This window comes from Streptomyces sp. NPDC050422, assembly GCF_044458665.1.
Classification (GTDB): Bacteria; Actinomycetota; Actinomycetes; order Streptomycetales; family Streptomycetaceae; genus Streptomyces.
Genome location: NZ_JBITIE010000010.1, coordinates 288474 through 312861, shown reverse-complemented (window position 1 = coordinate 312861; position 24388 = coordinate 288474). Strand labels below are relative to the sequence as shown.

General features: G+C 71.6%; 21 protein-coding genes and 1 pseudogene. 3 read left to right on the top strand and 19 right to left on the bottom strand.

The window, feature by feature from the left end:
• Nucleotides 1-141 precede the first annotated feature (141 nt).
• The 7 genes from truB to rimP form a co-directional block, all read right to left on the bottom strand.
• Nucleotides 142-1041 carry a tRNA pseudouridine(55) synthase TruB gene (gene truB / locus ACIBJG_RS18255; RefSeq protein ID WP_399308519.1) on the bottom strand — a complete coding sequence of 300 codons (900 nt, stop codon included), beginning with the start codon at nucleotides 1039-1041 and terminating at the stop codon, nucleotides 142-144.
• Nucleotides 1038-1490, bottom strand: a complete 453-nt coding sequence (gene rbfA / locus ACIBJG_RS18250; RefSeq protein WP_362556430.1) for a 30S ribosome-binding factor RbfA — start codon at nucleotides 1488-1490, stop codon at nucleotides 1038-1040. Before rbfA ends, truB begins: the two co-directional genes overlap by 4 nt.
• 24 nt (nucleotides 1491-1514) lie before the next feature.
• Nucleotides 1515-1811, bottom strand: a complete 297-nt coding sequence (locus ACIBJG_RS18245; protein WP_136329549.1) for a DUF503 domain-containing protein — start codon at nucleotides 1809-1811, stop codon at nucleotides 1515-1517.
• Between the two features lie 137 nt (nucleotides 1812-1948).
• Entirely contained in the window at nucleotides 1949-5104 is a 3156-nt protein-coding gene (gene infB / locus ACIBJG_RS18240) for a translation initiation factor IF-2 (protein ID WP_399308518.1), read from the bottom strand.
• Between the two features lie 148 nt (nucleotides 5105-5252).
• A complete protein-coding gene (locus ACIBJG_RS18235; protein ID WP_176729335.1) occupies nucleotides 5253-5531 on the bottom strand; it encodes a YlxR family protein in 279 nt (92 codons plus the stop codon).
• Nucleotides 5532-5703: 172 nt separating this feature from the next.
• Nucleotides 5704-6744: a transcription termination factor NusA gene (nusA, locus tag ACIBJG_RS18230; RefSeq protein WP_219571906.1), complete on the bottom strand. Its 1041-nt coding sequence runs from the start codon at nucleotides 6742-6744 to the stop codon at nucleotides 5704-5706.
• Between the two features lie 2 nt (nucleotides 6745-6746).
• A complete protein-coding gene (rimP, locus tag ACIBJG_RS18225) occupies nucleotides 6747-7244 on the bottom strand; it encodes a ribosome maturation factor RimP (RefSeq protein WP_399308517.1) in 498 nt (165 codons plus the stop codon).
• Between the two features lie 177 nt (nucleotides 7245-7421).
• On the opposite strand from rimP, the gene ACIBJG_RS18220 reads away from it, so the two are divergent.
• Genes ACIBJG_RS18220 through ACIBJG_RS18210 form a run of 3 tightly spaced genes read left to right on the top strand, consistent with a single transcriptional unit; the run spans nucleotide 7422 to nucleotide 9420 of the window.
• Nucleotides 7422-7961 carry a hypothetical protein gene (locus ACIBJG_RS18220; protein ID WP_399308516.1) on the top strand — a complete coding sequence of 180 codons (540 nt, stop codon included), beginning with the start codon at nucleotides 7422-7424 and terminating at the stop codon, nucleotides 7959-7961.
• Entirely contained in the window at nucleotides 7958-8485 is a 528-nt protein-coding gene (locus ACIBJG_RS18215) for a ferritin-like domain-containing protein (protein WP_399308515.1), read from the top strand. The genes ACIBJG_RS18220 and ACIBJG_RS18215 overlap by 4 nt, the downstream gene beginning before the upstream one ends.
• A gap of 29 nt (nucleotides 8486-8514) precedes the next feature.
• The gene (locus ACIBJG_RS18210) at nucleotides 8515-9420 is read left to right on the top strand and encodes an aminoglycoside phosphotransferase family protein (protein WP_399308514.1); all 906 of its coding nucleotides are present in this window, start codon (nucleotides 8515-8517) and stop codon (nucleotides 9418-9420) included.
• A 230-nt stretch (nucleotides 9421-9650) separates the two neighbouring features.
• On the opposite strand, the gene ACIBJG_RS18205 is transcribed toward ACIBJG_RS18210, so the two are convergent.
• From ACIBJG_RS18205 to ACIBJG_RS18150, 12 genes and pseudogenes are all read right to left on the bottom strand, one after another.
• Nucleotides 9651-11351, bottom strand: coding sequence for a proline--tRNA ligase (locus ACIBJG_RS18205; RefSeq protein WP_399308513.1), 1701 nt, complete (start codon nucleotides 11349-11351; stop codon nucleotides 9651-9653).
• 73 nt (nucleotides 11352-11424) lie between these two features.
• On the bottom strand, nucleotides 11425-12000 hold the full coding sequence (locus ACIBJG_RS18200; protein ID WP_399308512.1) for a GNAT family N-acetyltransferase: 576 nt from the start codon (nucleotides 11998-12000) through the stop codon (nucleotides 11425-11427).
• 67 nt (nucleotides 12001-12067) lie between these two features.
• Nucleotides 12068-12910 (bottom strand): GNAT family N-acetyltransferase, encoded by an 843-nt coding sequence (locus ACIBJG_RS18195; RefSeq protein WP_399308561.1) that lies wholly within the window; start codon nucleotides 12908-12910, stop codon nucleotides 12068-12070.
• A 191-nt stretch (nucleotides 12911-13101) separates the two neighbouring features.
• On the bottom strand, nucleotides 13102-14256 hold the full coding sequence (ispG, locus tag ACIBJG_RS18190) for a flavodoxin-dependent (E)-4-hydroxy-3-methylbut-2-enyl-diphosphate synthase (protein ID WP_399308511.1): 1155 nt from the start codon (nucleotides 14254-14256) through the stop codon (nucleotides 13102-13104).
• A 184-nt stretch (nucleotides 14257-14440) separates the two neighbouring features.
• Nucleotides 14441-15751, bottom strand: a complete 1311-nt coding sequence (locus ACIBJG_RS18185) for a M50 family metallopeptidase (protein ID WP_399308510.1) — start codon at nucleotides 15749-15751, stop codon at nucleotides 14441-14443.
• Nucleotides 15748-17001, bottom strand: coding sequence for a 1-deoxy-D-xylulose-5-phosphate reductoisomerase (gene dxr / locus ACIBJG_RS18180; protein WP_399308509.1), 1254 nt, complete (start codon nucleotides 16999-17001; stop codon nucleotides 15748-15750). The genes ACIBJG_RS18185 and dxr overlap by 4 nt, the downstream gene beginning before the upstream one ends.
• Before the next feature lie 82 nt (nucleotides 17002-17083).
• Nucleotides 17084-17851 carry a hypothetical protein gene (locus ACIBJG_RS18175; protein ID WP_399308508.1) on the bottom strand — a complete coding sequence of 256 codons (768 nt, stop codon included), beginning with the start codon at nucleotides 17849-17851 and terminating at the stop codon, nucleotides 17084-17086.
• A gap of 104 nt (nucleotides 17852-17955) precedes the next feature.
• A complete protein-coding gene (locus ACIBJG_RS18170) occupies nucleotides 17956-18450 on the bottom strand; it encodes a nucleotidyltransferase domain-containing protein (RefSeq protein WP_399308507.1) in 495 nt (164 codons plus the stop codon).
• Between the two features lie 72 nt (nucleotides 18451-18522).
• Nucleotides 18523-18882 (bottom strand): annotated as a pseudogene (locus ACIBJG_RS18165) (3-phosphoshikimate 1-carboxyvinyltransferase); the annotation flags it as partial.
• 84 nt (nucleotides 18883-18966) lie between these two features.
• Nucleotides 18967-20928: an acyl-CoA dehydrogenase family protein gene (locus tag ACIBJG_RS18160; RefSeq protein WP_399308506.1), complete on the bottom strand. Its 1962-nt coding sequence runs from the start codon at nucleotides 20926-20928 to the stop codon at nucleotides 18967-18969.
• Nucleotides 20929-21221: 293 nt separating this feature from the next.
• The gene (locus ACIBJG_RS18155; RefSeq protein ID WP_399308505.1) at nucleotides 21222-22667 is read right to left on the bottom strand and encodes an aldehyde dehydrogenase family protein; all 1446 of its coding nucleotides are present in this window, start codon (nucleotides 22665-22667) and stop codon (nucleotides 21222-21224) included.
• A 133-nt stretch (nucleotides 22668-22800) separates the two neighbouring features.
• Nucleotides 22801-24369, bottom strand: a complete 1569-nt coding sequence (locus tag ACIBJG_RS18150; protein WP_399308504.1) for a PucR family transcriptional regulator — start codon at nucleotides 24367-24369, stop codon at nucleotides 22801-22803.
• Nucleotides 24370-24388: the final 19 nt, after the last annotated feature.

Genomic DNA, 24388 nt, shown 5'->3' with positions numbered 1-24388 from the left:
GCGCCCCCCCCCCCCCCGCGGCCTGGCCGTTCTTGGGTGTTTGCCGCGGCGCGCCGCCCACCCCGGCGCCGGGGCGGCGCGCCCCCCGCCCCCCCCCCCCCCCCCCCCCCCCCCGACGGGGGCCGGAAAGGGCCCCGGGTGTCAGGCGAAGACGGCGAGGCTCTTGGCCTTGCCCTTCTGCTCCTCTACGAGGACCAGGAACCGTCCGTCGGGCCCGAAGACCGCGACGGGGCCCGGCGGATACGCGGGCATGTCGAGCCGCACGCCGTTGAGCAGCAGCTTGGCCCGCCTGTCGTCGACGTCCCAGCGGGGGAACGCCGAGTCGGCGGCCTCGGCCACCGGCATCACGACGAGCTCCTCCTGGTGCTGGTCGAGCGTCCGCGCGGCGTCCAGACCGTACGGACCGACCCGAGTGCGCCGCAGGGCGGTCAGATGCCCGCCCACGCCGAGCCCGGCACCGAGGTCGCGGGCGATGGCCCGGATGTACGTACCGGAGGAGCAGACCACCGAGACGACGAGGTCGACCACCGGAGTGCCGTCCTCGGCGACGGCCTCGCGGACGTCGTAGACGTGGAAGGACGAGATGGTCACCGGACGGGCCGGGATCTCGAACTCCTCGCCGCCGCGCACCCGCGCGTAGGACCGCTTGCCGTCGATCTTGATGGCACTGACCTTGGACGGCACCTGCATGATGGGGCCGGTCAGCGCCGCGACCCCTGCGTCGATGCCCTCGCGCGTCACGCCGGAGGCGTCGGTGGACGAGATGATCTCGCCCTCCGCGTCGTCGGTGACGGTGTCCTGGCCGAGCCGGACCGTGCCGAGGTACTCCTTCTCGGTCAGCGCAAGATGGCCGAGGAGCTTGGTGGCCTTCTCGACGCCGAGCACGAGCACGCCGGTCGCCATCGGGTCCAGCGTGCCGGCGTGGCCGACGCGGCGGGTCCGGGCGATTCCGCGCATCTTGGCGACGACGTCGTGCGAAGTGAAGCCGGACGGCTTGTCGACGATGACAAGGCCGTCCGGCGTCCTTTTCTGCGCTGTCATTCGGAGGCTGTGTCCTCGTCGGTCTCGTCCTCCGGCTTGCGGTACGGGTCGGCGTCACCCGCGTACGTGGCGCCCGAGGACGCCTCGCGCACCTTGGCGTCGGAGGCCCGTACCCGGTCGAGGAGGTCCTCGATCGCCTTGGCGTTCTCGGGCAGCGCGTCCGCCACGAAGGCGAGGGTGGGGGTGAACTTCGTCCCCGCAGCCGAGCCGACCGCCGAGCGCAGGATGCCCTTGGCGCTCTCCAGCCCGGCCGCCGCGCTCGCCCGCTCCTCGTCGTCGCCGTAGACCGTGTAGAAGACCGTGGCCTCCCGCAGGTCGCCGGTGACGCGGGTGTCCGTGATGGTCACGTGCGTACCCAGGCGCGGGTCCTTGATTCCACGCTGCAGTTTCTCGGCGACCACCTCCTGGATGAGGTCCGCCAGCTTCTTAGCCCGCGCGTTGTCGGCCACTGGTCCGTCTCCTTCTCGCCTTGCTCAATCGTCTTCGTCGCTGTGCAGCCGCCGTCGTACGGACAGCAGTTCCACTTCCGGCCGGCCGGCGACCAACCGCTCGCACCGGTCGAGCACGTCTGTGAGGTGTCCGGTTTCCCCGGAGACCACGGCGAGGCCGATCTCGGCCCTGCGATGGAGGTCCTGCCCGCCCGTCTCCGCCACGCTCACCGCGTACTTGCGCTGGAGCTCGGCAACGATCGGACGGACTATGGAGCGCTTCTCCTTCAGCGACCGTACGTCGCCGAGAAGCAGATCGAAGGACAGTGTCCCCACATACATGTATGTCCGGATGTCCCGCCGGTTCGGGTTCGCGCCCCGCCGGTGATTGGCAGGGACACAAGAACCGTACACGGAACGGCCGGGGCCGATCGACGGATATACGTCCCGTCGACCGGCCCCGACTGTTGAGGTACGGGTCAGCCTCGCGGCTTCTCGCGCATCTCGTACGTCGCGATGACGTCGTCGATCTTGATGTCGTTGAAGTTTCCGAGGTTGATACCGCCCTCGTAGCCTTCGCGGATCTCGGTGACGTCGTCCTTGAAGCGGCGCAGACCGGAGATGTTGAGGCTCTCCGCGATGACCTTGCCATCGCGCAGCAGGCGCGCCTTGGTGTTGCGCTTGACCTCGCCGGACCGGACCAGCACACCGGCGATGTTGCCCAGCTTGGACGAGCGGAAGATCTCGCGGATCTCCGCCGTACCGAGCTCGACCTCTTCGTACTCCGGCTTGAGCATGCCCTTGAGGGCCGCTTCGATCTCTTCGATCGCCTGGTAGATGACCGAGTAGTACCGGACGTCCACGCCTTCGCGCTCGGCCATCTGCGCGGCACGCCCTGCGGCGCGCACGTTGAAGCCGATCACGATGGCGTCGGAGCCGGTCGCCAGGTTGATGTCCGACTCGGTGACCGCACCCACACCGCGGTGCAGGACCCGGATGTCGACCTCTTCACCGACGTCGAGCTGGAGCAGCGAGGACTCGAGAGCCTCCACCGATCCGGACGCGTCGCCCTTGATGATGAGGTTGAGCTCCTGGACCAGACCGGCCTTGAGCGCCTCGTCCAGGTTCTCCAGGGAGAACCGGACACCCTTGCGGGCGAAGTTGGCGTTGCGCTCACGCGCCGCACGCTTCTCGGCGATCTGACGGGCCGTACGGTCCTCGTCGACGACCAGGAAGTTGTCGCCGGCACCCGGGACGTTGGTGAGACCCAGCACGAGGACGGGGGTCGAAGGACCCGCTTCCTCGACGTTCTCGCCCTTGTCGTCGAGCATCGCGCGGACTCGGCCGTACGCGTCGCCGACCACCACCGTGTCACCGATGCGCAGCGTGCCGCGCTGGACCAGGACCGTCGAGACGGCACCGCGGCCACGGTCGAGGTGGGACTCGATCGCAATACCCTGAGCGTCCTGCTCCGGGTTGGCCCGCAGGTCGAGCGAGGCGTCGGCGGTGAGGACGACGGCCTCCAGAAGAGCCTCGATGTTGAGGCCCTGCTTGGCGGAGATGTCGACGAACATCGTGTCGCCGCCGTACTCCTCGGCCACCAGACCGAACTCGGTGAGCTGACCGCGCACCTTGACCGGGTCGGCACCCTCGACGTCGATCTTGTTGACCGCGACCACGATCGGCACGTCGGCCGCCTTGGCGTGGTTCAGCGCCTCGATCGTCTGGGGCATCACGCCGTCGTTCGCCGCGACCACGAGGATCGCGATGTCGGTCGACTTCGCACCACGTGCACGCATGGCGGTGAACGCCTCGTGACCCGGGGTGTCGATGAAGGTGATCCTGCGGTCCTCGCCATTGACCTCGGCGCCGACCTGGTACGCACCGATGTGCTGCGTGATACCGCCGGCCTCGCCCGCAACGACGTTCGTCTTGCGGATCGCGTCCAGCAGTCGGGTCTTACCGTGGTCGACGTGACCCATGACGGTCACGACCGGCGGACGGGAGACCAGGGCCTCTTCGCCGCCCTCGTCCTCGCCGAACTCGATGTCGAAGGACTCGAGCAGCTCGCGGTCCTCCTCCTCGGGGCTGACGATCTCCAGGACGAAGTTCATCTCGTCCGCGAGCATCTTCAGCGTCTCGTCGGGGACGGACTGCGTGGCAGTGACCATCTCGCCGAGGTTCATCATCACGCCGACGAGCGACGCCGGGTTCGCGTTGATCTTCTCCGCGAAGTCCGTGAGCGAAGCACCGCGAGACAGCCGGACAGCCTGCCCGTTGCCGCGGGGCAGCATGACGCCGCCCACCGACGGGGCCTGCATCGACTCGTACTCCTGGCGCCTCTGCCGCTTCGACTTGCGGCCACGACGCGCGGGACCGCCGGGACGGCCGAAGGCGCCCTGCGTGCCACCACGGGCACCGGGGCCACCGGGACGTCCGCCGAAGCCGGGACGACCGCCGAAGCCGCCGCCACCACCCGGACGACCGGGAGCGCCACCGCCGCCACCGGGACGACCGGCGAAACCGCCGCCACCGCCACCGGGACCGGCCGGACGGCCTGCGAAGCCGCCGCCGCCACCGGGACGGCCTGCGCCGCCACCGCCGCCGGGACGACCGCCGCCGCCACCGGGACCACGGCCACCGCCGGGGCCACCACCGGGACGCGGGCCGGCAGCGGGACGCTGCGGCATCATGCCCGGGTTGGGTCGGTTACCGCCGGCGCCGGGGGCGCCGCCGGGACGAGGGGACTGCGGGCGCGGCATGCCGCCGGGAGACGGACGTGCACCGCCCTGACCCTGACCCTGCGGGCGCGGGGCGCCGCCGGGGCCGCCCTGCGGACGCGGGGCGCCGGGGCGCTCCGAGCCGCCACCGGGACGCGGGGCGCCGCCGGGACGGGGCGACTGCGGACGGGCCATGCCCGTCGAGCCACCGGAGGTGAAGGGGTTGTTGCCCGGACGGGGACCGGCCGGACGTGCGCCGCCGGGGCGCGGGGCGCCCTGGCCTGCGGGGCGGGCGGGGCGCTCGGCGCCGCGCTCTCCACCACGGCCGCCATCGCGCTGGCCGCCGTCACGCTGACCACCGTCGCGGCCGCCGTCGCGCTGCCCGCCGGCCGGAGCCGGACGAGTCGCGGGACGGGGGCCCGGGGTGGCACCCGCGGGACGCGGGGCCTGGGTCTGCTGCTGCGGTGCTGCCGACTGGGCCGGAGCCGGAGCCGAGAACTCGGCAGCGGGCACCGGGGTGACCGGGGCGGCCTTCGGCGCGGGCTTGGGGCCCGGACGCGGGCCCGCCGACGGCGCGGAAGGCGCAGCGGGGGTGGTGCTCGCCGGGGCCTCGGCAGCGGCCGGCTTGGGAGCCGGTGCGCCGGGCTTGGGAGCACCGGGACGTGCCGCAGCGGCCGGGGAGGGCGCTGCGGGCTTCACAGGGGCGGCCTTACGGGGCGCGCCAGGCTTTGCAGCGGACTTGCCGGCGTTGCCGCCGGGCCCCTGCAGTGCGTCAGTCAACTTGCGTACAACCGGCGCCTCGATCGTCGAGGACGCCGAACGTACGAATTCACCGAGTTCTTGGAGCTTGGCCATGACGACCTTGCTCTCAACCCCGAACTCCTTGGCGAGTTCGTATACCCGGACCTTAGCCACTTCGCTCCTTTTAGGTCCGGGTTACCGCCGGACCGTCGCTACTTCATGGGCGTACTCATCGCGTACTCATCGAGTGCTCATCGCAATCTCGACCTACTTCCAACTCGCGAGGTACCTGACCGCACGGAGACCCGTGCCGTTCAATTTCTTACGGTGTCACCCGCTCGACGAACCGCTGCACCGCAGCGGGGTCGAACGGCCCCTTGGCCTTGAAGGCCCGGGGGAATGCCCGGCGGCGAACCGCCAGGTCCAGACAGACAGAGACGGGGTGAACGTATGCACCCCGGCCGGGCAGCGTACCGCGAGGATCAGGGACGCATGCGTCCCCGTCCACCACGATGCGCAGCAACTCGCTCTTGGCCGCTCGCTCCCGGCATCCCACACAGGTTCGCTCGGGGCAAGCGCGGGCGTGCGTCCGGCCAGACACGTTTAAGTCTACCTCCCCGCACCGACCTCACCCCTTTGGGGCAAGAATCGAACGGATGTTGTCGTGATCTCAGCGGCGTGCCGACGAGATCTATTCCTTGGTCACCCAGCCCCCGCCCGGTCCGGGCAGGGGTCTGTCGGGGCCGTCGAGGCCCTCGGTGACCGGTTTCGGGTCAGCGTCGCTCGGAGCGCTCCCGGGCCCGCTCGGCCCGCTCACGGTCCGCGACGTCGCGCTCGGCGTCGGTCTCGGTGTCCGGGCGGATGTCGATGCGCCAGCCCGTCAGACGGGCGGCGAGACGGGCGTTCTGCCCTTCCTTGCCGATCGCCAGCGACAGCTGGTAGTCGGGCACGGTGACCCGGGCGGAGCGCGCACCGAGGTCAACGACCTCGACCTCGCTCACCCGCGCGGGCGACAGCGCGTTGGCGACCATCTCGGCCGGGTCGTCCGACCAGTCCACGATGTCGATCTTCTCGCCGTGCAGCTCGGCCATGACATTACGCACACGGCCGCCCATCGGGCCGATGCAGGCGCCCTTGGCGTTCAGGCCCGAGCGGGTGGAACGGACGGCGATCTTGGAACGGTGGCCGGCCTCGCGGGCGATCGCACAGATCTCGACGGAACCGTCGGCGATCTCCGGGACCTCCAGCGCGAAGAGCTTCTTCACGAGGTTGGGGTGGGTCCGCGACAGCGTCACGGACGGGCCGCGGACACCCTTGGCGACACGTACGACATAGGTGCGCAGCCGCAGGCCGTGGGTGTACTCCTCGCCCGGCACCTGCTCCTGCACCGGCAGGATGGCCTCCAGCTTGCCGATGTCGACCAGGACGTTCTTCGGGTCCTTGCCCTGCTGGACGACGCCGGTGACGACATCGCCCTCGTGGCCCGCGTACTCGCCGAACGTCCGGTCGTCCTCGGCGTCGCGCAGCCGCTGCAGGATGACCTGCTTGGCGGTGGTCGCGGCGATCCGGCCGAAGCCCGAGGGAGTGTCGTCGAACTCCTTGGGCTCCTGGCCCTCCTCGAGGTCGGCCGGGTCCTCCTTGGCCCACACGGTCACGTGGCCGCGCTCGTCCAGCTCCACACGCGCCCTGCGGTGGCTGCCGTCGGTGCGGTGGTACGCGATGAGGAGGGCCGACTCGATCGCCTCGACGAGCACGTCGAACGGGATCTCCTTGTCCTGCGCCAAGCCCTTCAGAAGCTTCACATCGATGTCCACGGCTACGCCTCCTCTTCCTTCTTGTCCTTGCGGTTGAATTCCAGCTCCACGCGCGCCTTGGCGATCTCGTCGAAGGCGATCCGGCGGGACGTGGGCTTGCGGCCCTTGACTCCCGGCACCTCGAGATCGAGGCCCTCTTCGTCGACCGCGAGGATGCGGGCCACCAGCTCGCCGCCCTCGTTGAGCGTCAGCCGGGCCAGCCGGCCCGTGGCACGTACGTAGTGGCGGTGCTCCGCCAGCGGGCGGTCGGCACCGGGAGAGCTGACCTCCAGGACGTACTCGTCCTCGCCCATCGCATCGGTCTCGTCGAGCTTGTCGGAGATCGCGCGGCTCAGATCCGCACAGGCGTCGAGCTCCACGCCCTCCTCGGAGTCCACGATGATCCGCAGCACCCGGCGGCGGCCGGCCCGGGACACTTCGATCTCTTCCAGATCCAGCTGCTCGGCGCTGACGAGCGGTTCGACCAGCCCGCGCAGCCTCTCGCTCTGGGTGGTGCTCATCCGGGTGACTCCTCGGCCGCGTGTGCTGTTGTGGGGATCGTCGCGTGTCTGGTCAAAGGGTATCCGGTCCCAAGGGGTGTTGCTGTCCGTCGCCCCCCGGGGCGCGGGTACGCTCGCCAACGGTGATCACTTCCGGACAGATCCAGTCAAGACAGGTCCAGGCCCGAAGGAGAACAAGTGCGGCGCACGGGGACGACGCGCAGGGGAGCGCTGACCGCGACGGGAGCGATCGCCATGGGGGCGGTGCTGGCCGGCTGCGGCGGCGGCGATGACGAGAGCGCCGGACGCAAGGGCTCCGCACGGGCCGGCGCACGGACCGCGGCCGACCGCTCGTCGGCCGGCCGGGCTGCGGAGACGTCGCTCCGGGTGAAGGCCCGCTCCGTGAGCACCTCGCTCTTCGCCCAGTACGAGACCGTGGTCCGGACCCACCCCGCGACCACGGCCGGGCTCGCTCCGCTGCGGGACGCCGTCCGCGCCCACATCACGGCCCTGGGCCCCGGCGACGCGCTCGGCTTCGTCCGGACCCGCCCCGGTACCGGTGACGCCCGGGCGGCGGTCAGGGAGCTGGCCGCCGCGGAGCGCCGGGCCGCCGCCTCGCACACCGAGGCGCTGATGAAGGCTCCGCCGGAACTCGCCCGGCTGCTCGCGTCCGTCGCGGCGGCGGCCTCGGCCCACGCCTACCTGCTGACCGAACTGGCCAAGGAGACGAAGGCATGAGCGAGGACGGGACGCTGGCGGCCGCACAGGCGGCGCTCGCCGCCGAACACGCGACCGTGTACGGATACGGGGTGGCGGGCGCCCGGGTCGCCGCGGACCGCCGCGCCGAGGCCACCGCCGCCCATCACGCCCACCGGGCCCGGCGCGACGCGCTGGTGCGGACGGTGCGCGACCTGGGCGGTGAACCGGCCACCGCGGCTCCCGCGTACGCTCTGCCGTTCGCGGTACCGGACGCCGCCTCGGCCGTGCGCCTCGCCGCCGTGCTGGAGGACCGGGTCGCGGATGTCTACTCCGACCTCGTACGGGCCTGCGAGGGCCCGTTGCGGCGTTCGGCGGCCGACGCCCTGCGCGAGGCCGCGGTGCGCGCCGTCCGCTGGCGCGGCAGCGGCGTACCCTTTCCCGGGCTCGCCGAGCGGGCCGCGGACGGGTCCCGCACCGACGGGACCGGTGAGAAGGACGAGACAACCGGAGCCCGTGCGAAGGCCGGGTCCGACGCGCAGGCCGGAACCGGCACGACGCACTGACGAAGGCTCTGAAAGGGAACACGGCACGTATGGGTTTTGAACCGCCGCAGCGTCTGGTGCGAGCGCTCGGCGAGTCGTACGGGGATACGGCCGCCGCACAGTGGCTCGCGCGGCTTCCCGCGCTGACCGAGCAGGCACTGGCCGCGGCCGGGCGGGAGATGACCGTCGACCGGGTCGCCGCCCCGGGCGGGCGCAGCAGCCTGGTCCTGCTGGTACGGGATGCCGACGGCACCCCGGCAGCGCTGAAGCTCGCCCCGGCCGGGGCGGACCCGGAACTCGAAAGGGCGGCGCTGACCCACTGGAACGGCTGGGGCGCGGTGAAGCCGATCGCGGCTGTGGGTGACGCCCTGCTGCTGGAGCGGCTGCACCCGGAGGTGTCGCTGCGCTCTCTGCCGGAGGCGAAGGCGCTGCTGGAGGCGGCCGGGACGGTGCGGCGGCTCTGGGTCGAACCGCCCGCCGGCCACGCCTTCGAGACGGTCGCCGTGCGGACCGGACTCCGCACGGAGGCGATGCGGGCCTCCGCGGCGGACGATCCCGCCCTGGAGCCCCTGGTGTCGGCGGCCCTGGCGGCACGCGCGGAGCTGGTCACCCACTCACCCGAGGCTCTGCTGCTGCACGGTAACTTCCGGCAGAGCAAGGTGCTGTCGGGCGAACGCGCGCCCTGGCTGACGGTCGGTCCCGAGCCGGTGGTCGGCGAGCGGGCCTACGATCTGGCGCGGCTGGTGCGGGACCGGGTCGAAGACCTGATCGCCTCGCCCGGTGGCGCGATGACCGCCCGGCGCAGGGTCAAGAAGCTCGCGGACGCGCTGGACGTGGACCGCGAACGGCTGCACGGCTGGACGCTGTTCCGCGCGGTGGAGTCGGGCACCCGTGCGCTGGCGGCCGGGCGCCGCCAGGAGGGCGAAGTGACGCTGGAGTTCGCGGGCTGGCTCTAGGTCCTGTCTGGAGTTCCAGCGCGGGAGAAGGAGCGGCGTCCGGTGCCGTCGGATCCAAGGCGGAGGAGGGAGTCGACGCGGAGCGTCGGCGACTGACGACACCACCGGAGACGGCGGCACCGGACGCCGTGACGCCGCGGGGGAACTCCAGACAGGACCTAGGTCCTGTACGCCGGAGGGCGCCGCACGGATGTCCGTGCGGCGCCCTTGGGCGTAGTGCGGGGTGGTGGTCAGCCCTGCTCGGTGAGGCGGGCGATCGCCTCGTCGACCGTGAGCTCCTCGCGCTCGCCCGTGCGGCGGTCCTTCAGCTCCAGGACGCCCTCGGCCGAGCGGCGGCCGGCAACCAGGATCTTCGGGACGCCGATGAGCTCCGAGTCGGTGAACTTGACGCCGGGCGAGACGCCCGGGCGGTCGTCGACCAGGACACGCAGGCCGGCCGCGTTCAGCTTCTCGGAGACGTCGAGGGCGAGCTCCGTCTGGAGCGCCTTGCCCGCGGCGACGACGTGCACATCGGCCGGGGCGATCTCGCGGGGCCAGCACAGGCCCTTGTCGTCGGCGGTCTGCTCGGCGAGGGCGGCCACCGCGCGGGAGACGCCGATGCCGTACGAGCCCATCGTGACGCGGACGGGCTTGCCCTGCTGGCCGAGGACGTCGAGGGAGAAGATGTCGGCGTACTTGCGGCCGAGCTGGAAGATGTGGCCGATCTCGATGGCACGGTCCACCTGGAGGCCGGCGCCACAGTTGGGGCAGGGGTCGCCCGCCTCGACGACAACGACGTCGAGGTAGTCGTCGACCTCGAAGTCGCGGCCCGCGACGACGTTCTTCGCGTGCTTGCCCTCCTTGTTGGCACCCGTGATCCAGGCGGTGCCGGCGGTGACGCGCGGGTCGGCGATGTAGCGGACCTTCTCCAGTCCATGCGGGCCGACGTAGCCGCGGACCAGGTCGGGGCGGCCCACGAAGTCCTCGGCGGTGACGAGCTCGACGACGGCGGGGGTGAGGTGCTCGCCGAGCTTGCCGAGGTCGACCTCGCGGTCGCCGGGCACGCCCACGGCCACGATCTCGCCGTCGACCTTGACCAGGAGGTTCTTCAGGGTGGCGGAGGCCGGGACGCCGAGGTGGGCGGCGAGGGTCTCGATGGTCGGGGTGTCGGGAGTGTCCAGCTCCTCGACGGCGGGGGTCGCCGAGCCGTCGACCGGGGTGGCCCTGTAGGTCACGGCCTCGGTGTTGGCGGCGTAGTCGCAGCTGGGGCAGTCGACGAAGGTGTCCTCGCCGGCCGGGGCGGGCGCGAGGAACTCCTCGGACGCCGAGCCGCCCATGGCACCGGAGACCGCGGAGACGATGCGGTGGTCGAGGCCGAGCCGCTCGAAGATCCGGATGTAGGCGGCGCGGTGCAGCTGGTACGCCTCGGCGAGACCCTCGTCGGTGGTGTCGAAGGAGTACGAGTCCTTCATCTGGAACTCGCGGCCGCGCAGCACGCCGGCACGGGGACGGGCCTCGTCGCGGTACTTGGTCTGGATCTGGTAGAGGATCACGGGCAGGTCCTTGTAGGACGAGCACATGTCCTTGACGACCTGGGTGAAGACCTCTTCGTGCGTCGGGCCGAGGAGGTAGTCGGCGCCCTTGCGGTCCTGGAGCCGGAACAGCAGGTCGCCGTACTCGTCGTACCGGCCGCTCGCCTCGTACGCCTCCTTGGGCAGGAGCGCGGGGAGCAGGACCTCCTGGCCGCCGATCGCGTCCATCTCCTCGCGGACGACGCGGATGACGTTCTCCAGGACCTTCTTGCCGAGCGGCAGCCAGGACCAGATGCCGGCCGCGGTGCGGCGTACGTAACCGGCGCGGACGAGGAGCTTGTGGTTGAGCGTCTCGGCGTCCGCCGGGTCGTCGCGCAGTGTCTTGATCATCAATCGGGACATGCGCTGGACCTGGGCCATGATGAACTCCTGCTCGGAAGGGTGATGTGCAGGAGGTTAGCCGGGCGGCACCGGCGGGCGGAAATCGATTGAGTCAGGCGTGGCCGCCGCGGAGCAGCGGAAGCGGTGCTCCCATGACCGCGTACGGCATGGGCGCGCTGGGGAAATGCACCTGCCGGGCGAGGTCCCGGTAGCCGAGCGATCGGTACAGGCCGCGTGCCGGGCTCTCCGTGTCGATGGCGGAGAGGATGGAGCGGGGCTGGTCGACGGAGTCCGTGATGGTGGTGATGAGGGTGCGGCCGATGCCACGGTTCTGGAACTCCGGGTGGACGTGGAGTTCGGTGATCACGAAGGAGTCGTCGAGCCAGCCGGCCGAGCCGGTGGCCCGCAGGTAGGGCTCGACGACGGTGGACCACCAGTGGCCGCGTTCGTTGGGCATGCCGTAGACGAAGCCGACCAGGGCGCCGTCCGGGGTCATGGCGCCGAGCGCGCGGGCGCAGGGGTGGTCGAGGTGTCTGAGGACGATGTGGCGGCGCACCTCGATCTCTTCGGGCCCGAGCCCGAAGGCGACGGCCTGCACGGCGAGCGCCTCGTCCACGCGTGCGGCCAGATCGACCGGTCCGATCCGGACGCCGGTACTGTGGGGGCCGCCCCCGGAAGCTGCTGCCATGAGCAGACCCTACTGTCCGTCGCGGGATGCGGGGTACGGGCCGGGGCGGGGCGGAGCGGCGGCGGGATCAGAACAGCACGCTCATGAACGCACCGGTCTCCCGGAAGCCGATGCGGCGGTACGCCTTGCGTGCGGGGGTGTTGTAGTCGTTCACGTACAAGCTGACGATCGGCGCGATGTCGGCCAGCGCGTAGCGCAGGACGGCCGCCATGCCGGTCTCGGAGTGGCCGCGGCCACGGAACTCGGGGGCGACCCAGACTCCCTGGATCTGGCAGGCCTGGGAGGTGGTGGCGCCGATCTCCGCCTTGAAGACGACCTTGCCGTCCTCGATCCGGGCGAAGGAGCGGCCGGCGGCGATGAGCTCGGCGACGCGGGCCTGGTAGAGGAGTCCGCCGTCGCCCGCGAGCGGGGAGATGCCGACCTCCTCGGTGAACATGGCGACGCAGGCCGGCATCAGGACGTCCATCTCGTCCTTGCGGACGCGGCGGACCAGCGGGTCGGGTGCCACGTCGGCGGACGGGCTCTCGGTGACCATGACGGGCTGGTTGGCCCGCACCTCCCGGGCGGGGCCCCAGCCCGGTTCGAGGAGCCGCCACAGCTGTGCGGTGGGCCCGGCCGGGCCCACGATCGAGGAGCAGCGGCGGCCGGCCCTGCGGGCGCGGTCGGCGAAGGCGCGGACGGCCTCGGGGGTGGCGCAGATGGGGACGAGGTTGGCTCCCGAATAGCAGAGCGAGCGCAGGTGGCCGTCGGCGTACCAGCCCCACATCTCGCCGCCGAGGCGCCAAGGGTCGAGGCCTGCGATCTGGACCCGGGAGGTCACGAAGGCGTTGGTCACGGGTTCGCTCTCCAGCACCGCGAGGGCGGCGCCGAGGTCGCTGGGTTCGAGGACCCGGGTGGTGGTCTGCGTCAACACGAGGGGGCCTCACCATGCGGTCTGCTGATTTCCGCACTGTACCCAAAGAGGCTGGGGCACGCCGCTCGTGGCCGTGAACCGTTTCCGCGGAAGGCGGTGAGCTCGCTCACGAGCAGCGCCCCGCGGAGGGGGTTCCTCCGGCGGGGCGCTGTCGTGGGTGTCATGAGTCAGCCGATGAATGTCATGAGTCAGCTGATCGAGACCTCGGGCTCGCCGGAGGCGATGCCGTCCTTCTCCATCTGCTCGGCGATCTTGAGGGCTTCCTCGATGAGGGTCTCGACGATCTTCGACTCGGGGACCGTCTTGATGATCTCGCCCTTGACGAAGATCTGGCCCTTGCCGTTGCCCGAGGCCACGCCCAGGTCCGCCTCGCGCGCCTCGCCGGGACCGTTGACGACACAGCCCATCACGGCGACGCGCAGCGGCACCTCCATGCCCTCAAGGCCCGCACTGACCTGGTCGGCCAGCTTGTACACGTCCACCTGGGCACGGCCGCACGACGGGCAGGACACGATCTCCAGCCGGCGCTGCTTCAGGTTCAGCGACTCCAGGATCTGGAGCCCGACCTTGACCTCCTCGGCCGGCGGCGCCGACAGCGAGACGCGGATCGTGTCACCGATGCCCTCGCTCAGCAGGGCGCCGAAGGCGACGGCCGACTTGATCGTGCCCTGGAACGCCGGTCCTGCCTCGGTGACGCCGAGGTGCAGCGGGTAGTCGCTCTGCGCGGCGAGCTGCCGGTAGGCGTTGACCATCACGACCGGGTCGTTGTGCTTGACCGAGATCTTGATGTCCCGGAAGCCGTGCTCCTCGAAGAGGGACGCCTCCCACAGCGCCGACTCCACGAGGGCCTCAGGCGTCGCCTTGCCGTACTTCTTCAGCAGTCGCGCGTCCAGCGAACCCGCGTTCACGCCGATCCGGATCGGCGTCCCGGCGTCGTTCGCCGCGCGCGCGATCTCCTTGACCTTGTCGTCGAACTGCTTGATGTTCCCGGGGTTCACCCGCACCGCGGCGCAGCCCGCGTCGATCGCGGCGAACACGTACTTCGGCTGGAAGTGGATGTCCGCGATCACCGGGATCTGGGACTTGGAGGCGATCGTCGCGAGCGCGTCCGCGTCGTCCTGGGTCGGGCACGCCACGCGCACGATCTGGCAGCCGGAGGCCGTCAGCTCCGCGATCTGCTGGAGCGTCGCACCGATGTCCGACGTACGTGTCGTGGTCATCGACTGCACCGAAACCGGCGCGTCCCCACCGACCGCCACCGACCCGACCTGGATCTTGCGGCTGACCCGCCGTACGGCGAGCTGAGTCGGAACGGTGGGCATTCCGAGAGAAATCGCAGTCATGCGCTGAGCATCCCCAAGGTGTGGATCGAGGTCCCGAAGTCGGCGGGCTCCGGCCTTCGAGGTTACGGCACCGAGCACGGCGTGAAGCACACCGCGTCCGGGAGCCCGGGCAAAATCTGGGCCCCCGGACGCACCGTGCGCATCCGTCGTCACTCGGGGTACACGCGCCCCGCGGGCGCCCCGGTCAGGAGATCTTGACCGGGTTGACTACGTCGGCGACCAGGACGAGCAGGGTGAAGCAGATGAACACTCCGGCGACCACGTAGGCGACCGGCATCAGCTTGGCGACGTCGAACGGGCCGGGGTCGGGGCGCTTGAAGACCCGCGCCGCGTTCCGGCGCAGCGCCTCCCACAGCGCCCCCGCGATGTGGCCGCCGTCGAGCGGAAGCAGCGGCAGCATGTTGAAGAGGAACAGCGAGAGGTTGAAGCCGGCCAGCAGGAACAGCATCATCGCGATCTGGTTCTGTGCCGGAACGTCCAGCGTCATCACCTCGCCGCCGATCCTCGCCGCGCCGACGACGCCCACCGGGGAGTCGGCCGCGCGCTCACCGTCCGAGAAGGCCGCGTCCCACAGGGCCGGGATCTTGGACGGCAGGGCGATGATCGAGTCGACGCCGTTCTCGATCATGTCGCCCATGCGGACGACGGAGTCACCGAACGAGAGCGGGATGATCTCCGTCTGCGCCGCGAAGCCGAGGTAGCCGGCGTCGACGAACTCCCCCGGGACCACCTCGCCGGCGGAGTCCTTCTTCGCCACGGCGTTCTTCTGCAGCACGGCGTGGAGGGTCTGCTCCTGCCCGTCGCGCTGGACCGTGATGGTGGCCGGGCCGATCGTGTCGCGGATCTTGTCGGAGAGGGTGGACCACTCGTCGGTCTTCTGGCCGTTGAAGGCGACGATCTTGTCGCCCACCTTCAGGCCGGCGGCCTGTGCGGGCGAGACCGGGTCGGACTTCGCGCATTTCTCCCTCTTCTCGCTCTGGGAGATCACGCACTTCTGGACGCCGGCGACATCGGTCGTCTGCGTCTGGAATCCGAAGGTCATGGCCACACCGAGGAAGATCGCCACGGCCAGGACCAGGTTCATGAACGGTCCGGCGAACATGACGATGACGCGCTTCCACGGCTTGCGCGTGTAGAAGAGCCGCTTCTCGTCGCCCTCTTCGAGCTCCTCGAAGGCAGCGGATCTGGCGTCCTCGATCATGCCGCGCCACGGCGAGGTGGAGCGGGCCTCCAGCCGCCCGTCCGGTCCCGGCGGGAACATCCCGATCATGCGGATGTAGCCGCCGGCCGGGATGGCCTTGATGCCGTACTCCGTGTCGCCCTTCTTCCGCGACCAGACGGTCGGGCCGAAGCCGACCATGTACTGGGGAACGCGGATGCCGAAGAGCTTCGCTGTCGACAGGTGGCCCAGCTCGTGCCAGGCGATGGAGAACAGCAGGCCGACGGCGAAGACGGCGATGCCGAGAATCGTCAGCAGGATCGTCGTCATACTCATGCGCGCGCCTCCGCGGTGGCCTTGGCCGAGAGTTCCCGGGCCCGGGTCCGTGCCCAGGTCTCCGCTTCAAGGACGTCCGCGACCGTCAGCGAAGTTCCCGCCGGCGGCGTTCCGTGTTCGGACACCACGGCCGTGACCGTGTCCATGATGCCGTTGAACGCCAGCCGCCCGGCCAGGAACGCGTCCACGCACTCCTCGTTCGCCGCGTTGAACACCGCCGGCGCGGTGCCCCCCAGCGTGCCCACGTGCCGCGCGAGTCCGACGGACGGGAAGGCCTCGGTGTCGAGCGGGAAGAACTCCCACGTGGAGGCCTTCGTCCAGTCGAAGGCGGGCGCCGCGTCGGGGATGCGCTGCGGCCAGCCGAGGCCGATGGCGATCGGTCCGCTCATGTCGGGCGGGGTGGCCTGGGCGAGGGTGGAGCCGTCGGTGAACTCCACCATGGAGTGGACGTACGACTGGGGGTGGACCACGACCTCGATCCGGTCGAAGGGGATGTCGTAGAGGAGGTGCGCCTCGATGACCTCGAGCCCCTTGTTGACCAGGGTGGCCGAATTGACCGTGATGACCGGGCCCATGGCCCAGGTCGGGTGGTTGAGCGCCTGTTCCCGCGTGACGTCGGCGAGCTCGCTCCTGGTACGTCCCCGGAACGGGCCGCCGGACGCGGTGACGACGAGCCTGCGCACATCGGCGCGCGTGCCGGCCGCTAGCGCCTGGAAGAGCGCGGCGTGTTCGGAGTCGACCGGGATGATCTGGCCGGGGGCGGCGCACGCCTTGACCAGCGGGCCGCCGACGATCAGCGACTCCTTGTTGGCGAGGGCCAGTGTGCGGCCCGCCTTCAGCGCGGCCAGGGTGGGGGCGAGACCGATCGAGCCGGTGATCCCGTTCAGCACGGTGTGGCAGTCGCTGCCGGCCAGCTGTGTGGCGGCGTCGGGTCCGGCCAGGATCTCGGGGGGCTGTTCTCCCGCTCCGTACTCCTTGCGCAGCGCCTCGCGCAGGGCCGGCACCGCGTCGGGGGAGGCGACGGCGACCGTGCGCACCCTCAGCCGGAGCGCCTGCTCGGCGAGGAGGGCGACCCGGCCGCCCGCCGCGGACAGCGCGGTGACGCGGAAACGGTCGGGGTTGCGCAGCACCAGGTCGATGGCCTGGGTGCCGATGGACCCGGTGGAGCCGAGGATGACGAGATCCCGGCGGCCTTCCACGGCGTCGAAGACGAGGTGCGGGTCGGCGAGGGGGGCGGGGCTGTCGCTCATGCCCCCCATTGTTGCCGCATCGCCTGTGTGCGTGGACAGGGCGCCCCTCGCGCCGCGTCGTGACTGTTCGCTCACGTCGCTCTCAGCCCTTCGCCGCGCGGAACTTGGCCCACTGCGCGGCCATGACCTCGGGCGGCACCCCGCCGATGTCCTTGGTGGAGGTGATCTCCGCCCGGAAGGCCAGGGTCGTGGAGCCGGAGCGGACGACGGTGAGGTACTCGTACAGCTTCTCCTGCCCCTTCACGTCGAGGATGGTGAAGCGGTACGCCTTCGCCTCGTCGGCCTCGGCCGCGAAAGCGGGGGCCTTGGCCGGTTCGACCTTCAGGTACTTCGCGGCCGCGACCGCCCGCTGCTCGGTGAAGCCGCCGGCGCAGTCCCGGCCGGCCTTGCCGAGGGCCTTCATGACGGTGGCGGCGCCGCCGTTCCCGTAGCCGCGCAGAGTCACGTCGACGGAGGTGCCGAGCATCTCGTCCGGGATGTCGACCTTGCGCTGGACCTGGGCGGCCGGATCCGGGTCGCTGACCTTGCCGGCGAGGCTGACGAGCGGCTGACAGCCGGCCGGGACGGCGGTGTACGCGTCGCTGAGCGGGCCGTCGAGTACGTACTCGGACGCCGTGTACGTGCCGGCCTTCTCGCCGTCGGTGAACGACGCGGCCTTCAGCCGTGCCTCGTCGGGTGCGCCGGGCGCGGAGGGCTTGGCCGAGGCCTTGCCGTCCTTGTCCGCACCGGCAGCGCCGGCCGGGCTGTCCTCGTCACTGCCGCAGGCGGACACGCCCAGCGCCATCGCGGCCGCGATCCCGACGGCTGCCAGCCGGCGCCGTCGGCCCCGCTGGTTCCTCACCCCGTACATGCCTGTCCCCATTCCCTGGTCCCCGATTTCCCTGTTGCGTTCTCGCGCGCGTGACCGGCGCCCGATTGTGCTGCATGCCGCCGGCCGGAGTCAGGCCGCTCGGCTCAGAAGTGCGTGGCCACACCGAATGCCCTGCGGAGCTGGGCCATGTCGTGCAGGTCGGCCTCACCGGGGTCGTAGCCCCGGTGGAACTCGGCCTGCTGCCCGGCCGAGATGCAGCGCACCCGCGTCCCTCCGATGGTGCCGCTGACGAAGCACTCCGCCGGGTAGCGGAACGGCTCCTCCGGGTCGAGCGAGGACTGGGTCGCCGATCCGTCGGGGGCGAACTGCAAGGGATGCAGGTCGATTTCCCGCCCGGACGGGTGGCTGAGGACGAACCGCGCGGGGCGCCAGTCGAGCGTCTCGGTGTAGCCGGCCGCCGTCAGCGCGGCGACCAGAGCCGGCTCCTGCTCGCGACGGTGCAGCAGATCGAGGTCCTTGTGGCTGCGGGTCTCCTCGCCGAGCAGGGCATCGACACCCCAGCCGCCGGCGATCACCACCTCCGCACCGGCCTCACGCACCACGGACAGAACGGACAGCACATCGGAGGCGGACATCATGGCGCGCAGCCTAGCCGCCCCGCGGCGGCCCGCGCCCGGAGATCCTCCCGGCCCGCCCCTATCCGGTCACGTGCGCAGCGCCTCGGTGAGCGGGGCGAGGGGGCGGCGGCGCATCTGGGCGGAGGCGTCGAAGCGGTAGCTGCCGCGTCGGCCGGCCGCCGCGAGGGTCGGCAGGAACCGGGCGGTGGTGGCGCCGTCCCGGCAGTAGACGTCGGCGTCGGTGGCGGCGGGCCCGGCCGGGCGGCCCGTGATGTGCCAGGCCTCCGTCTCCCGCACCACCTCGTAGCCGAGGGCGGTGAGCCCTTCGGCGAAGCCTTCGGTGTCGTCCGAGCTCAGCGGACGTACGAGGGTGCTGGTGCTGTGCGCGGCGGCGGCCAGGAAGAGGGCGCGCGCGGTGACGGACTTGGAACCGGGGACATGGATGACGGTCACGGGCGCCCATCCTGCCGTGCCGCGCGCACGGCGGTGGGGCACGTCCAGCGCGTGGACGTGCCCCGCCGTTCCGGCTTCACTGGCTCAGCGGATCGGCCGGTGCACGTTCTCCCGTGCCGAGGGGCCCGGGGTGGCGTCGGCGATCCACGGGCCCTCGCCGCTCGGGTCGATGACGCCCTCCTCCAGCCACGTGTACGTGCCCGCCAGGACTCCGTCGACCACCTTCCGGTCGAGGTCGTCCGTGTTGGACCAGAGCCGGGTGAAGAGCTCCTCGATCCGGATGCGGGACTGGCGGCAGAAGGTGTCGGCGAGCTGGTACGCCTCGCGGCCGTGGTCCGCCTCGGCGCGCAGGTGTTCGGCCCGGACACAGGCGGCGCTCATGGCGAAGAGTTCGGCGCCGATGTCGACGATCCTGCCGAGGAAGCCCTGCTTCGTCTCCATCCGGCCCTGCCAGCGGGACATGGCGTAGAAGGTGGAGCGGGCCAGTTTGCGCGAGGCCCGTTCGACGTAGCGCAGATGACCTGACAGGTCGGCGTGGCCAGTGGGGTGGAATTCCCCGTAGGTGCCCGGCAGCTGTCCCGGTCCGGCGACGAGCTTCGGCAGCCACTTCGCGTAGAACCCGGCCGCGTTCGCGCCCGCCCTGGCCTTGGCGGAGAGCGGCTTGTCGGGGTCGATGATGTCGCCCGCGACCTTGAGGTGGGCGTCGACCGCCTCCCGGGCGATCAGGAGGTGCATGATCTCCGTCGAGCCCTCGAAGATCCGGTTGATCCGCATGTCCCGGAGCATCTGCTCGGCGGGGACGGCCCGTTCACCGCGGGCGGCGAGGGAATCCGCGGTCTCGAAGCCGCGGCCGCCGCGGATCTGGACCAGCTCGTCGGCCATCAGGCAGCCCATCTCGGAGCCGTACAGCTTGGCGAGCGCGGCCTCGATCCGGATGTCGTTGCGGTTCTCGTCCGCCATCTGCGAGGAGAGGTCGACCACGGCTTCGAGGGCGAAGGTGGTCGCCGCGATGAAGGAGATCTTGGCGCCGACGGCCTCGTGCCGGGCGACGGGCCGGCCCCACTGCTCACGGACGGCCGACCATTCCCGGGCGATCTTCAGGCACCATTTCCCGGAGCCGACGCACATGGCGGGCAGGGAGAGCCGGCCCGTGTTGAGGGTGGTGAGGGCGATCTTGAGCCCGGCACCCTCGGGGCCGATGCGGTTCGCCGCGGGGACGCGCACCTGGTAGAAGCGGGTGACGCCGTTCTCCAGGCCGCGCAGGCCCATGAAGGCGTTGCGGTGCTCCACGGTGATGCCCGGGGCGTCGGCCTCGACCACGAAGGCCGTGATGCCGCCCTTGTGGCCCTCCGACTTCGGTACGCGTGCCATGACGACCAGGAGGTCCGCGACGACCCCGTTGGTCGTCCACAGCTTCACTCCGTCGAGGACGTAGTCGTCCCCGTCCCGGACGGCTGTGGTGGCGAGCCGCGCGGGGTCGGATCCCACGTCCGGCTCGGTGAGGAGGAACGCCGAGATGTCGGTACGCGCCAGCCGGGGCAGGAAGGTGTCCTTCTGCTCCTGGCTGCCGAAGGTCTTCAGCGGCTGTGGCACGCCGATGGACTGGTGGGCGGAGAGCAGGGCGCCGATCGCGGGGCTGGCGGAGCCGACCATGGCGAGGGCCTTGTTGTAGTAGACCTGCGTCAGCCCGAGGCCGCCGTACTTCACATCGATCTTCATGCCCAGCGCGCCGAGTTCCTTGAGGCCGCCCACCACCTCGTCGGGGATCCTCGCCTCCCGCTCGATCAGGGCGCCGTCGATGTGCGTCTCGCAGAAGTCGCGCAGTCGCGCGAGGAACTCCTCGCCGCGCCTGACGTCCTCGGCGGCGGGCAGCGGATGCGGGTGGATCAGGTCGAGCCGGAAGCGGCCCAGGAAGAGTTCCTTGGCGAAACTGGGTTTGCGCCAGTCCTGCTCGCGCGCTTCCTCGGCCACCTGCCGCGCTTCGCGTTCGGTGACCTTGGGCGTATGCGGCTGTGCGGACGGACGTTGTGCGGATGGTGCGGACATGAGGAGCTCACCTCGCCGCTTCGTGGGGTGGGTGGTCCCGGCAGGTGCGCGGCGGCCGGGGAGCCGTCCGCCCTTGCGTGCCGGTCGGTTCTACTCGTCCGTATCTACCCGATTCCTGCCGGTGCCACCATCCTGCGGGCGCCGATCGGGTCGGTCACCACTCCACTGCCCGCTACGGCGTGCGGCATGCCGAAACGGCTGGAGCCCCCCGCACAGTGGGGCCCCAGCCGTCGTTCACCTGCCGCCCGCCGCCTGCCGTCTCGCTGTCCGGGCGGAGTGCGGGCGGCAGGGGCTCACAGGGCGAGGCCGGTGAGGACCAGGACGCGCTCGTAGGTGTAGTCGTCCATCGCGTACCGGACGCCCTCGCGGCCGACGCCGGACTGCTTGGCGCCGCCGTACGGCATCTGGTCGGCGCGGTACGAGGGGACGTCGCCGATGATCACGCCGCCGACCTCCAGGGCGCGGTGGGCGCGGAAGGCGGTCTGCAGGTCGTGGGTGAACACGCCTGCCTGGAGGCCGTACTGGGAGGCGTTCACGGAGGCGAAGGCCTCGGTCTCGCCGTCGACCTTCTGCACCGAGAGGACCGGTCCGAAGACCTCCTCGTGGGAGAGGGTGACGCCGTCGGGGAGCTCGGCGAGAACGGTCGGCGCGTACGTCGCCCCGTCGCGCTTGCCGCCCGCGAGCAGCTGCGCGCCGGCCTGCACGGCCTCGTCGACCCAGGACTCGACGCGCTTGGCGGCGTTCTCGTCGACGAGCGGGCCGACGTCGGTGGTGGCGTCGGACGGGTCACCGGTGACCTGGGCCTCGACGGCCGCGACGATCTTCGGCAGGAGCCGGTCGTAGACGGCGGCGTCCGCGATGACGCGCTGCACCGAGATGCAGGACTGGCCGCCCTGGTAGTTGGAGAAGGTCGCGATACGGGTCGCGGCCCAGTCCAGGTCCGCCTCGGAGGCGTAGTCGCCGAGCACGACCGCGGCGCCGTTGCCGCCCAGCTCCAGGGTGCAGTGCTTGCGCGGCACCGAGTCCATGATCGAGTAACCGACCGCCGCGGACCCGGTGAACGAGATCACGGGCAGCCGCTCGTCCTGGACCAGGGCGGGCATGCGGTCGTTGGGGACCGTCAGCACGGACCAGGATCCGGCGGGCAGGTCCGTCTCGGCCAGCAGTTCGCCCAGGATCAGCGAGGAGATCGGGGTGGCCGGGGCGGGCTTCAGGATGATCGGGGAGCCGACGGCGATGGCCGGGGCGACCTTGTGGGCGCTCAGGTTCAGCGGGAAGTTGAAGGGGGCGATGCCGAGGACCGTGCCGCGCGGGAAGCGGCGGGTCAGACCGAGACGGCCGGTGCCGCCGGCGTCGGTGTCGAGGCGCTGGGCGTCACCGCTGTTGAAGCGGCGGGCCTCCTCCGAGGCGAAGCGGAACACGGAGACGGCCCGGCCGACCTCGCCGCGCGCCCACTTGATGGGCTTGCCGTTCTCGGCGGAGATCACCTGGGCGATCTCCTCGGTGCGCTCCGTCAGGCGCCGTGCCACGTGGTCGAGCGCGGCGGCGCGGACGTGGGCCGGGGTCGCGGCGAACTCGTCGCGCACGGCGTGTGCGGCGGCGACGGCCTCCTCCACCTGGGCCTCGGTGGGCACGCTGACGGTGCCGACGAGACGCCCGTCCCAGGAGTTGGTGACGTCGAAGCTTTCCTCGCCGGTGGCCTCGCGGCCGGCCAGCCAAAAGGCGTGGGTGGAGGTCATGGAGGTTCCGGCCCTTCGATGTCGTGGGGTGATTCCGTCCCCCACCGTAGGGCCGCGGTGTCCTCCTGGCGTTTGTCCGGCATGGAGCACAAGCGGGGCGTGGTGCGCCGGTTTGTCGCAGGGGGGTGAGGACTTACGACACCGTCGGGGGGCTGGCGACCTTGAGGGCGAGCCACAGCTCCATCCGGACATCCGCGTCGTCCAGTGAACGGCCAAGGATCTCCTCCACTCGGCGCATGCGGTAGCGCAGGGTGTGCCGGTGCACGCCCAGGTCCGCCGCGGCCGCGTCCCACTGGCCGTGGTGGGAGAGCCACGCCCGCAGGGAGGCCACGAGGTCGCCGCGACCCTTGGCGTCGTGCTCGTACAGGGCGCGGAGCATGCCGTCGGCGAAGGCCCTGACCGCGTCGTCAGCCAGCAGCGGCAGTACGGAACCGGCCGCCAGTTCCTCGTGCTCGACCAGGGCCCTGCCGCGGCGGCGGGCGACCGAAAGGGCCTGTTCGGCCTGTTTGTACGCGGCCGAGACGGCGATCGGCCCCGCGGGGGCGGAGAGGCCGACGACCACCTCCGCGTCCTCCCCGGCCTGTTCGCGGGGGCCCGCGGCCTCCTGCGCCTCGGCGTAGGAGGCGACCGCCGCGACGGCGGCGCCGCGGTCGGCGGCCAGCACGACGAGGCGCTCGCCCTCGGGCACCATCAGCAGCGTCTCCCCCGACCTGGCGGCGGCGGTCTCCATGGCCTCGGTCAGCTGCGCCGTGGTCGACGGTTCGGCGGCCTCGGCGATGAGCAGCCGGAAGGGCGCGTCGAGCAGTCCGCCGTACAGGTCCCCGGCGACGCCGCGCGCGTGGTCGGGCTGGCCGGCCAGGAGCATGCGCAGCACCGCGGCGCCGAGCCGCTGTTCGGCGCCCTGGAGCGAGCGGGAGCGGGCCGTGGTGAGGGTGAGCAGGGCGACCGCCGAGTGCACCGCGTAGCGTTCCGCGGTGCCGAGTGCCGCCCCGGTGCCCACGGCCAGTGCGCCGCGGACCCGGCGGCCGGTGCCCAGGGACTGGAGCTCGACGCGGTCGTCGGTGTCGCCGACGACGACGCTGGCCGGCGCCGGGCGCTCCCGCAGCCGTTCCACGTCGGGGGTGAGCCGGGCGGCGCGGCGGGCCGCCCAGTCGGGGGCGGCGGCCACCACGGCCCCGGAGGCGTCGTACAGCGCGGCCCAGCCGTCGACGTGCGCGGCGAGGCGGGTGAGCAGCTCGGCGGGCCCGTCCCCGGCGAGGGCCGCCCTGGTGAGTTCCCGCTGCGCCTCGAAGCCCGCCGTGACGGCCCGGTACTGATCGGCGGCGATCTCCGAGGAGACGGCCTTGGCGATGGCGAGGAACGGGGTGCGGCGCGGCACCTCGAGCAGCGGCAGCCCGGCCTCCTCGGCGGCATCGACCAGGGCCTGCGGTACGTCGTCGTAGGTGACCCCGACGGCGAAGCCCAGCCCGACGACTCCGGCCCCGGCCAGCCGTCGCACGTACCGCCCCATGACCTCCGGGTTCTCCGCGTCGAGGTTGGTCGCGGTGACCAGGAGCAGCTCGCCGCCCTCCATATAGGGGACGGGGTCGGCCAGCTCACTGGCATGCGCCCAGCGCACGGGCGCGTCGAGCCGGTCCGCCCCCGCACGGACCGTGAGTTTGAGCGCCGAGTGCTGGACGAGCGAGGCGAGAGTGGGGGGCATGGGGATCGGGGACCTTTGG

Coding starts and splice junctions, on each gene's coding strand:
- ACIBJG_RS18245 (WP_136329549.1), bottom strand. CDS start 1,811: ATGTATGTGGGGACACTGTCCTTCGATCTGCTTCTCGGCGACGTACGG.
- ispG (WP_399308511.1), bottom strand. CDS start 14,256: ATGACTGCGATTTCTCTCGGAATGCCCACCGTTCCGACTCAGCTCGCC.
- ACIBJG_RS18150 (WP_399308504.1), bottom strand. CDS start 24,369: ATGCCCCCCACTCTCGCCTCGCTCGTCCAGCACTCGGCGCTCAAACTC.
- ACIBJG_RS18200 (WP_399308512.1), bottom strand. CDS start 12,000: ATGGCAGCAGCTTCCGGGGGCGGCCCCCACAGTACCGGCGTCCGGATC.
- ACIBJG_RS18155 (WP_399308505.1), bottom strand. CDS start 22,667: ATGACCTCCACCCACGCCTTTTGGCTGGCCGGCCGCGAGGCCACCGGC.
- ACIBJG_RS18170 (WP_399308507.1), bottom strand. CDS start 18,450: ATGATGTCCGCCTCCGATGTGCTGTCCGTTCTGTCCGTGGTGCGTGAG.
- ACIBJG_RS18210 (WP_399308514.1), top strand. CDS start 8,515: ATGGGTTTTGAACCGCCGCAGCGTCTGGTGCGAGCGCTCGGCGAGTCG.
- ACIBJG_RS18205 (WP_399308513.1), bottom strand. CDS start 11,351: ATGGCCCAGGTCCAGCGCATGTCCCGATTGATGATCAAGACACTGCGC.
- ACIBJG_RS18160 (WP_399308506.1), bottom strand. CDS start 20,928: ATGTCCGCACCATCCGCACAACGTCCGTCCGCACAGCCGCATACGCCC.
- rimP (WP_399308517.1), bottom strand. CDS start 7,244: ATGAGCACCACCCAGAGCGAGAGGCTGCGCGGGCTGGTCGAACCGCTC.
- ACIBJG_RS18175 (WP_399308508.1), bottom strand. CDS start 17,851: ATGTACGGGGTGAGGAACCAGCGGGGCCGACGGCGCCGGCTGGCAGCC.
- ACIBJG_RS18185 (WP_399308510.1), bottom strand. CDS start 15,751: ATGAGTATGACGACGATCCTGCTGACGATTCTCGGCATCGCCGTCTTC.
- dxr (WP_399308509.1), bottom strand. CDS start 17,001: ATGAGCGACAGCCCCGCCCCCCTCGCCGACCCGCACCTCGTCTTCGAC.
- truB (WP_399308519.1), bottom strand. CDS start 1,041: ATGACAGCGCAGAAAAGGACGCCGGACGGCCTTGTCATCGTCGACAAG.
- ACIBJG_RS18215 (WP_399308515.1), top strand. CDS start 7,958: ATGAGCGAGGACGGGACGCTGGCGGCCGCACAGGCGGCGCTCGCCGCC.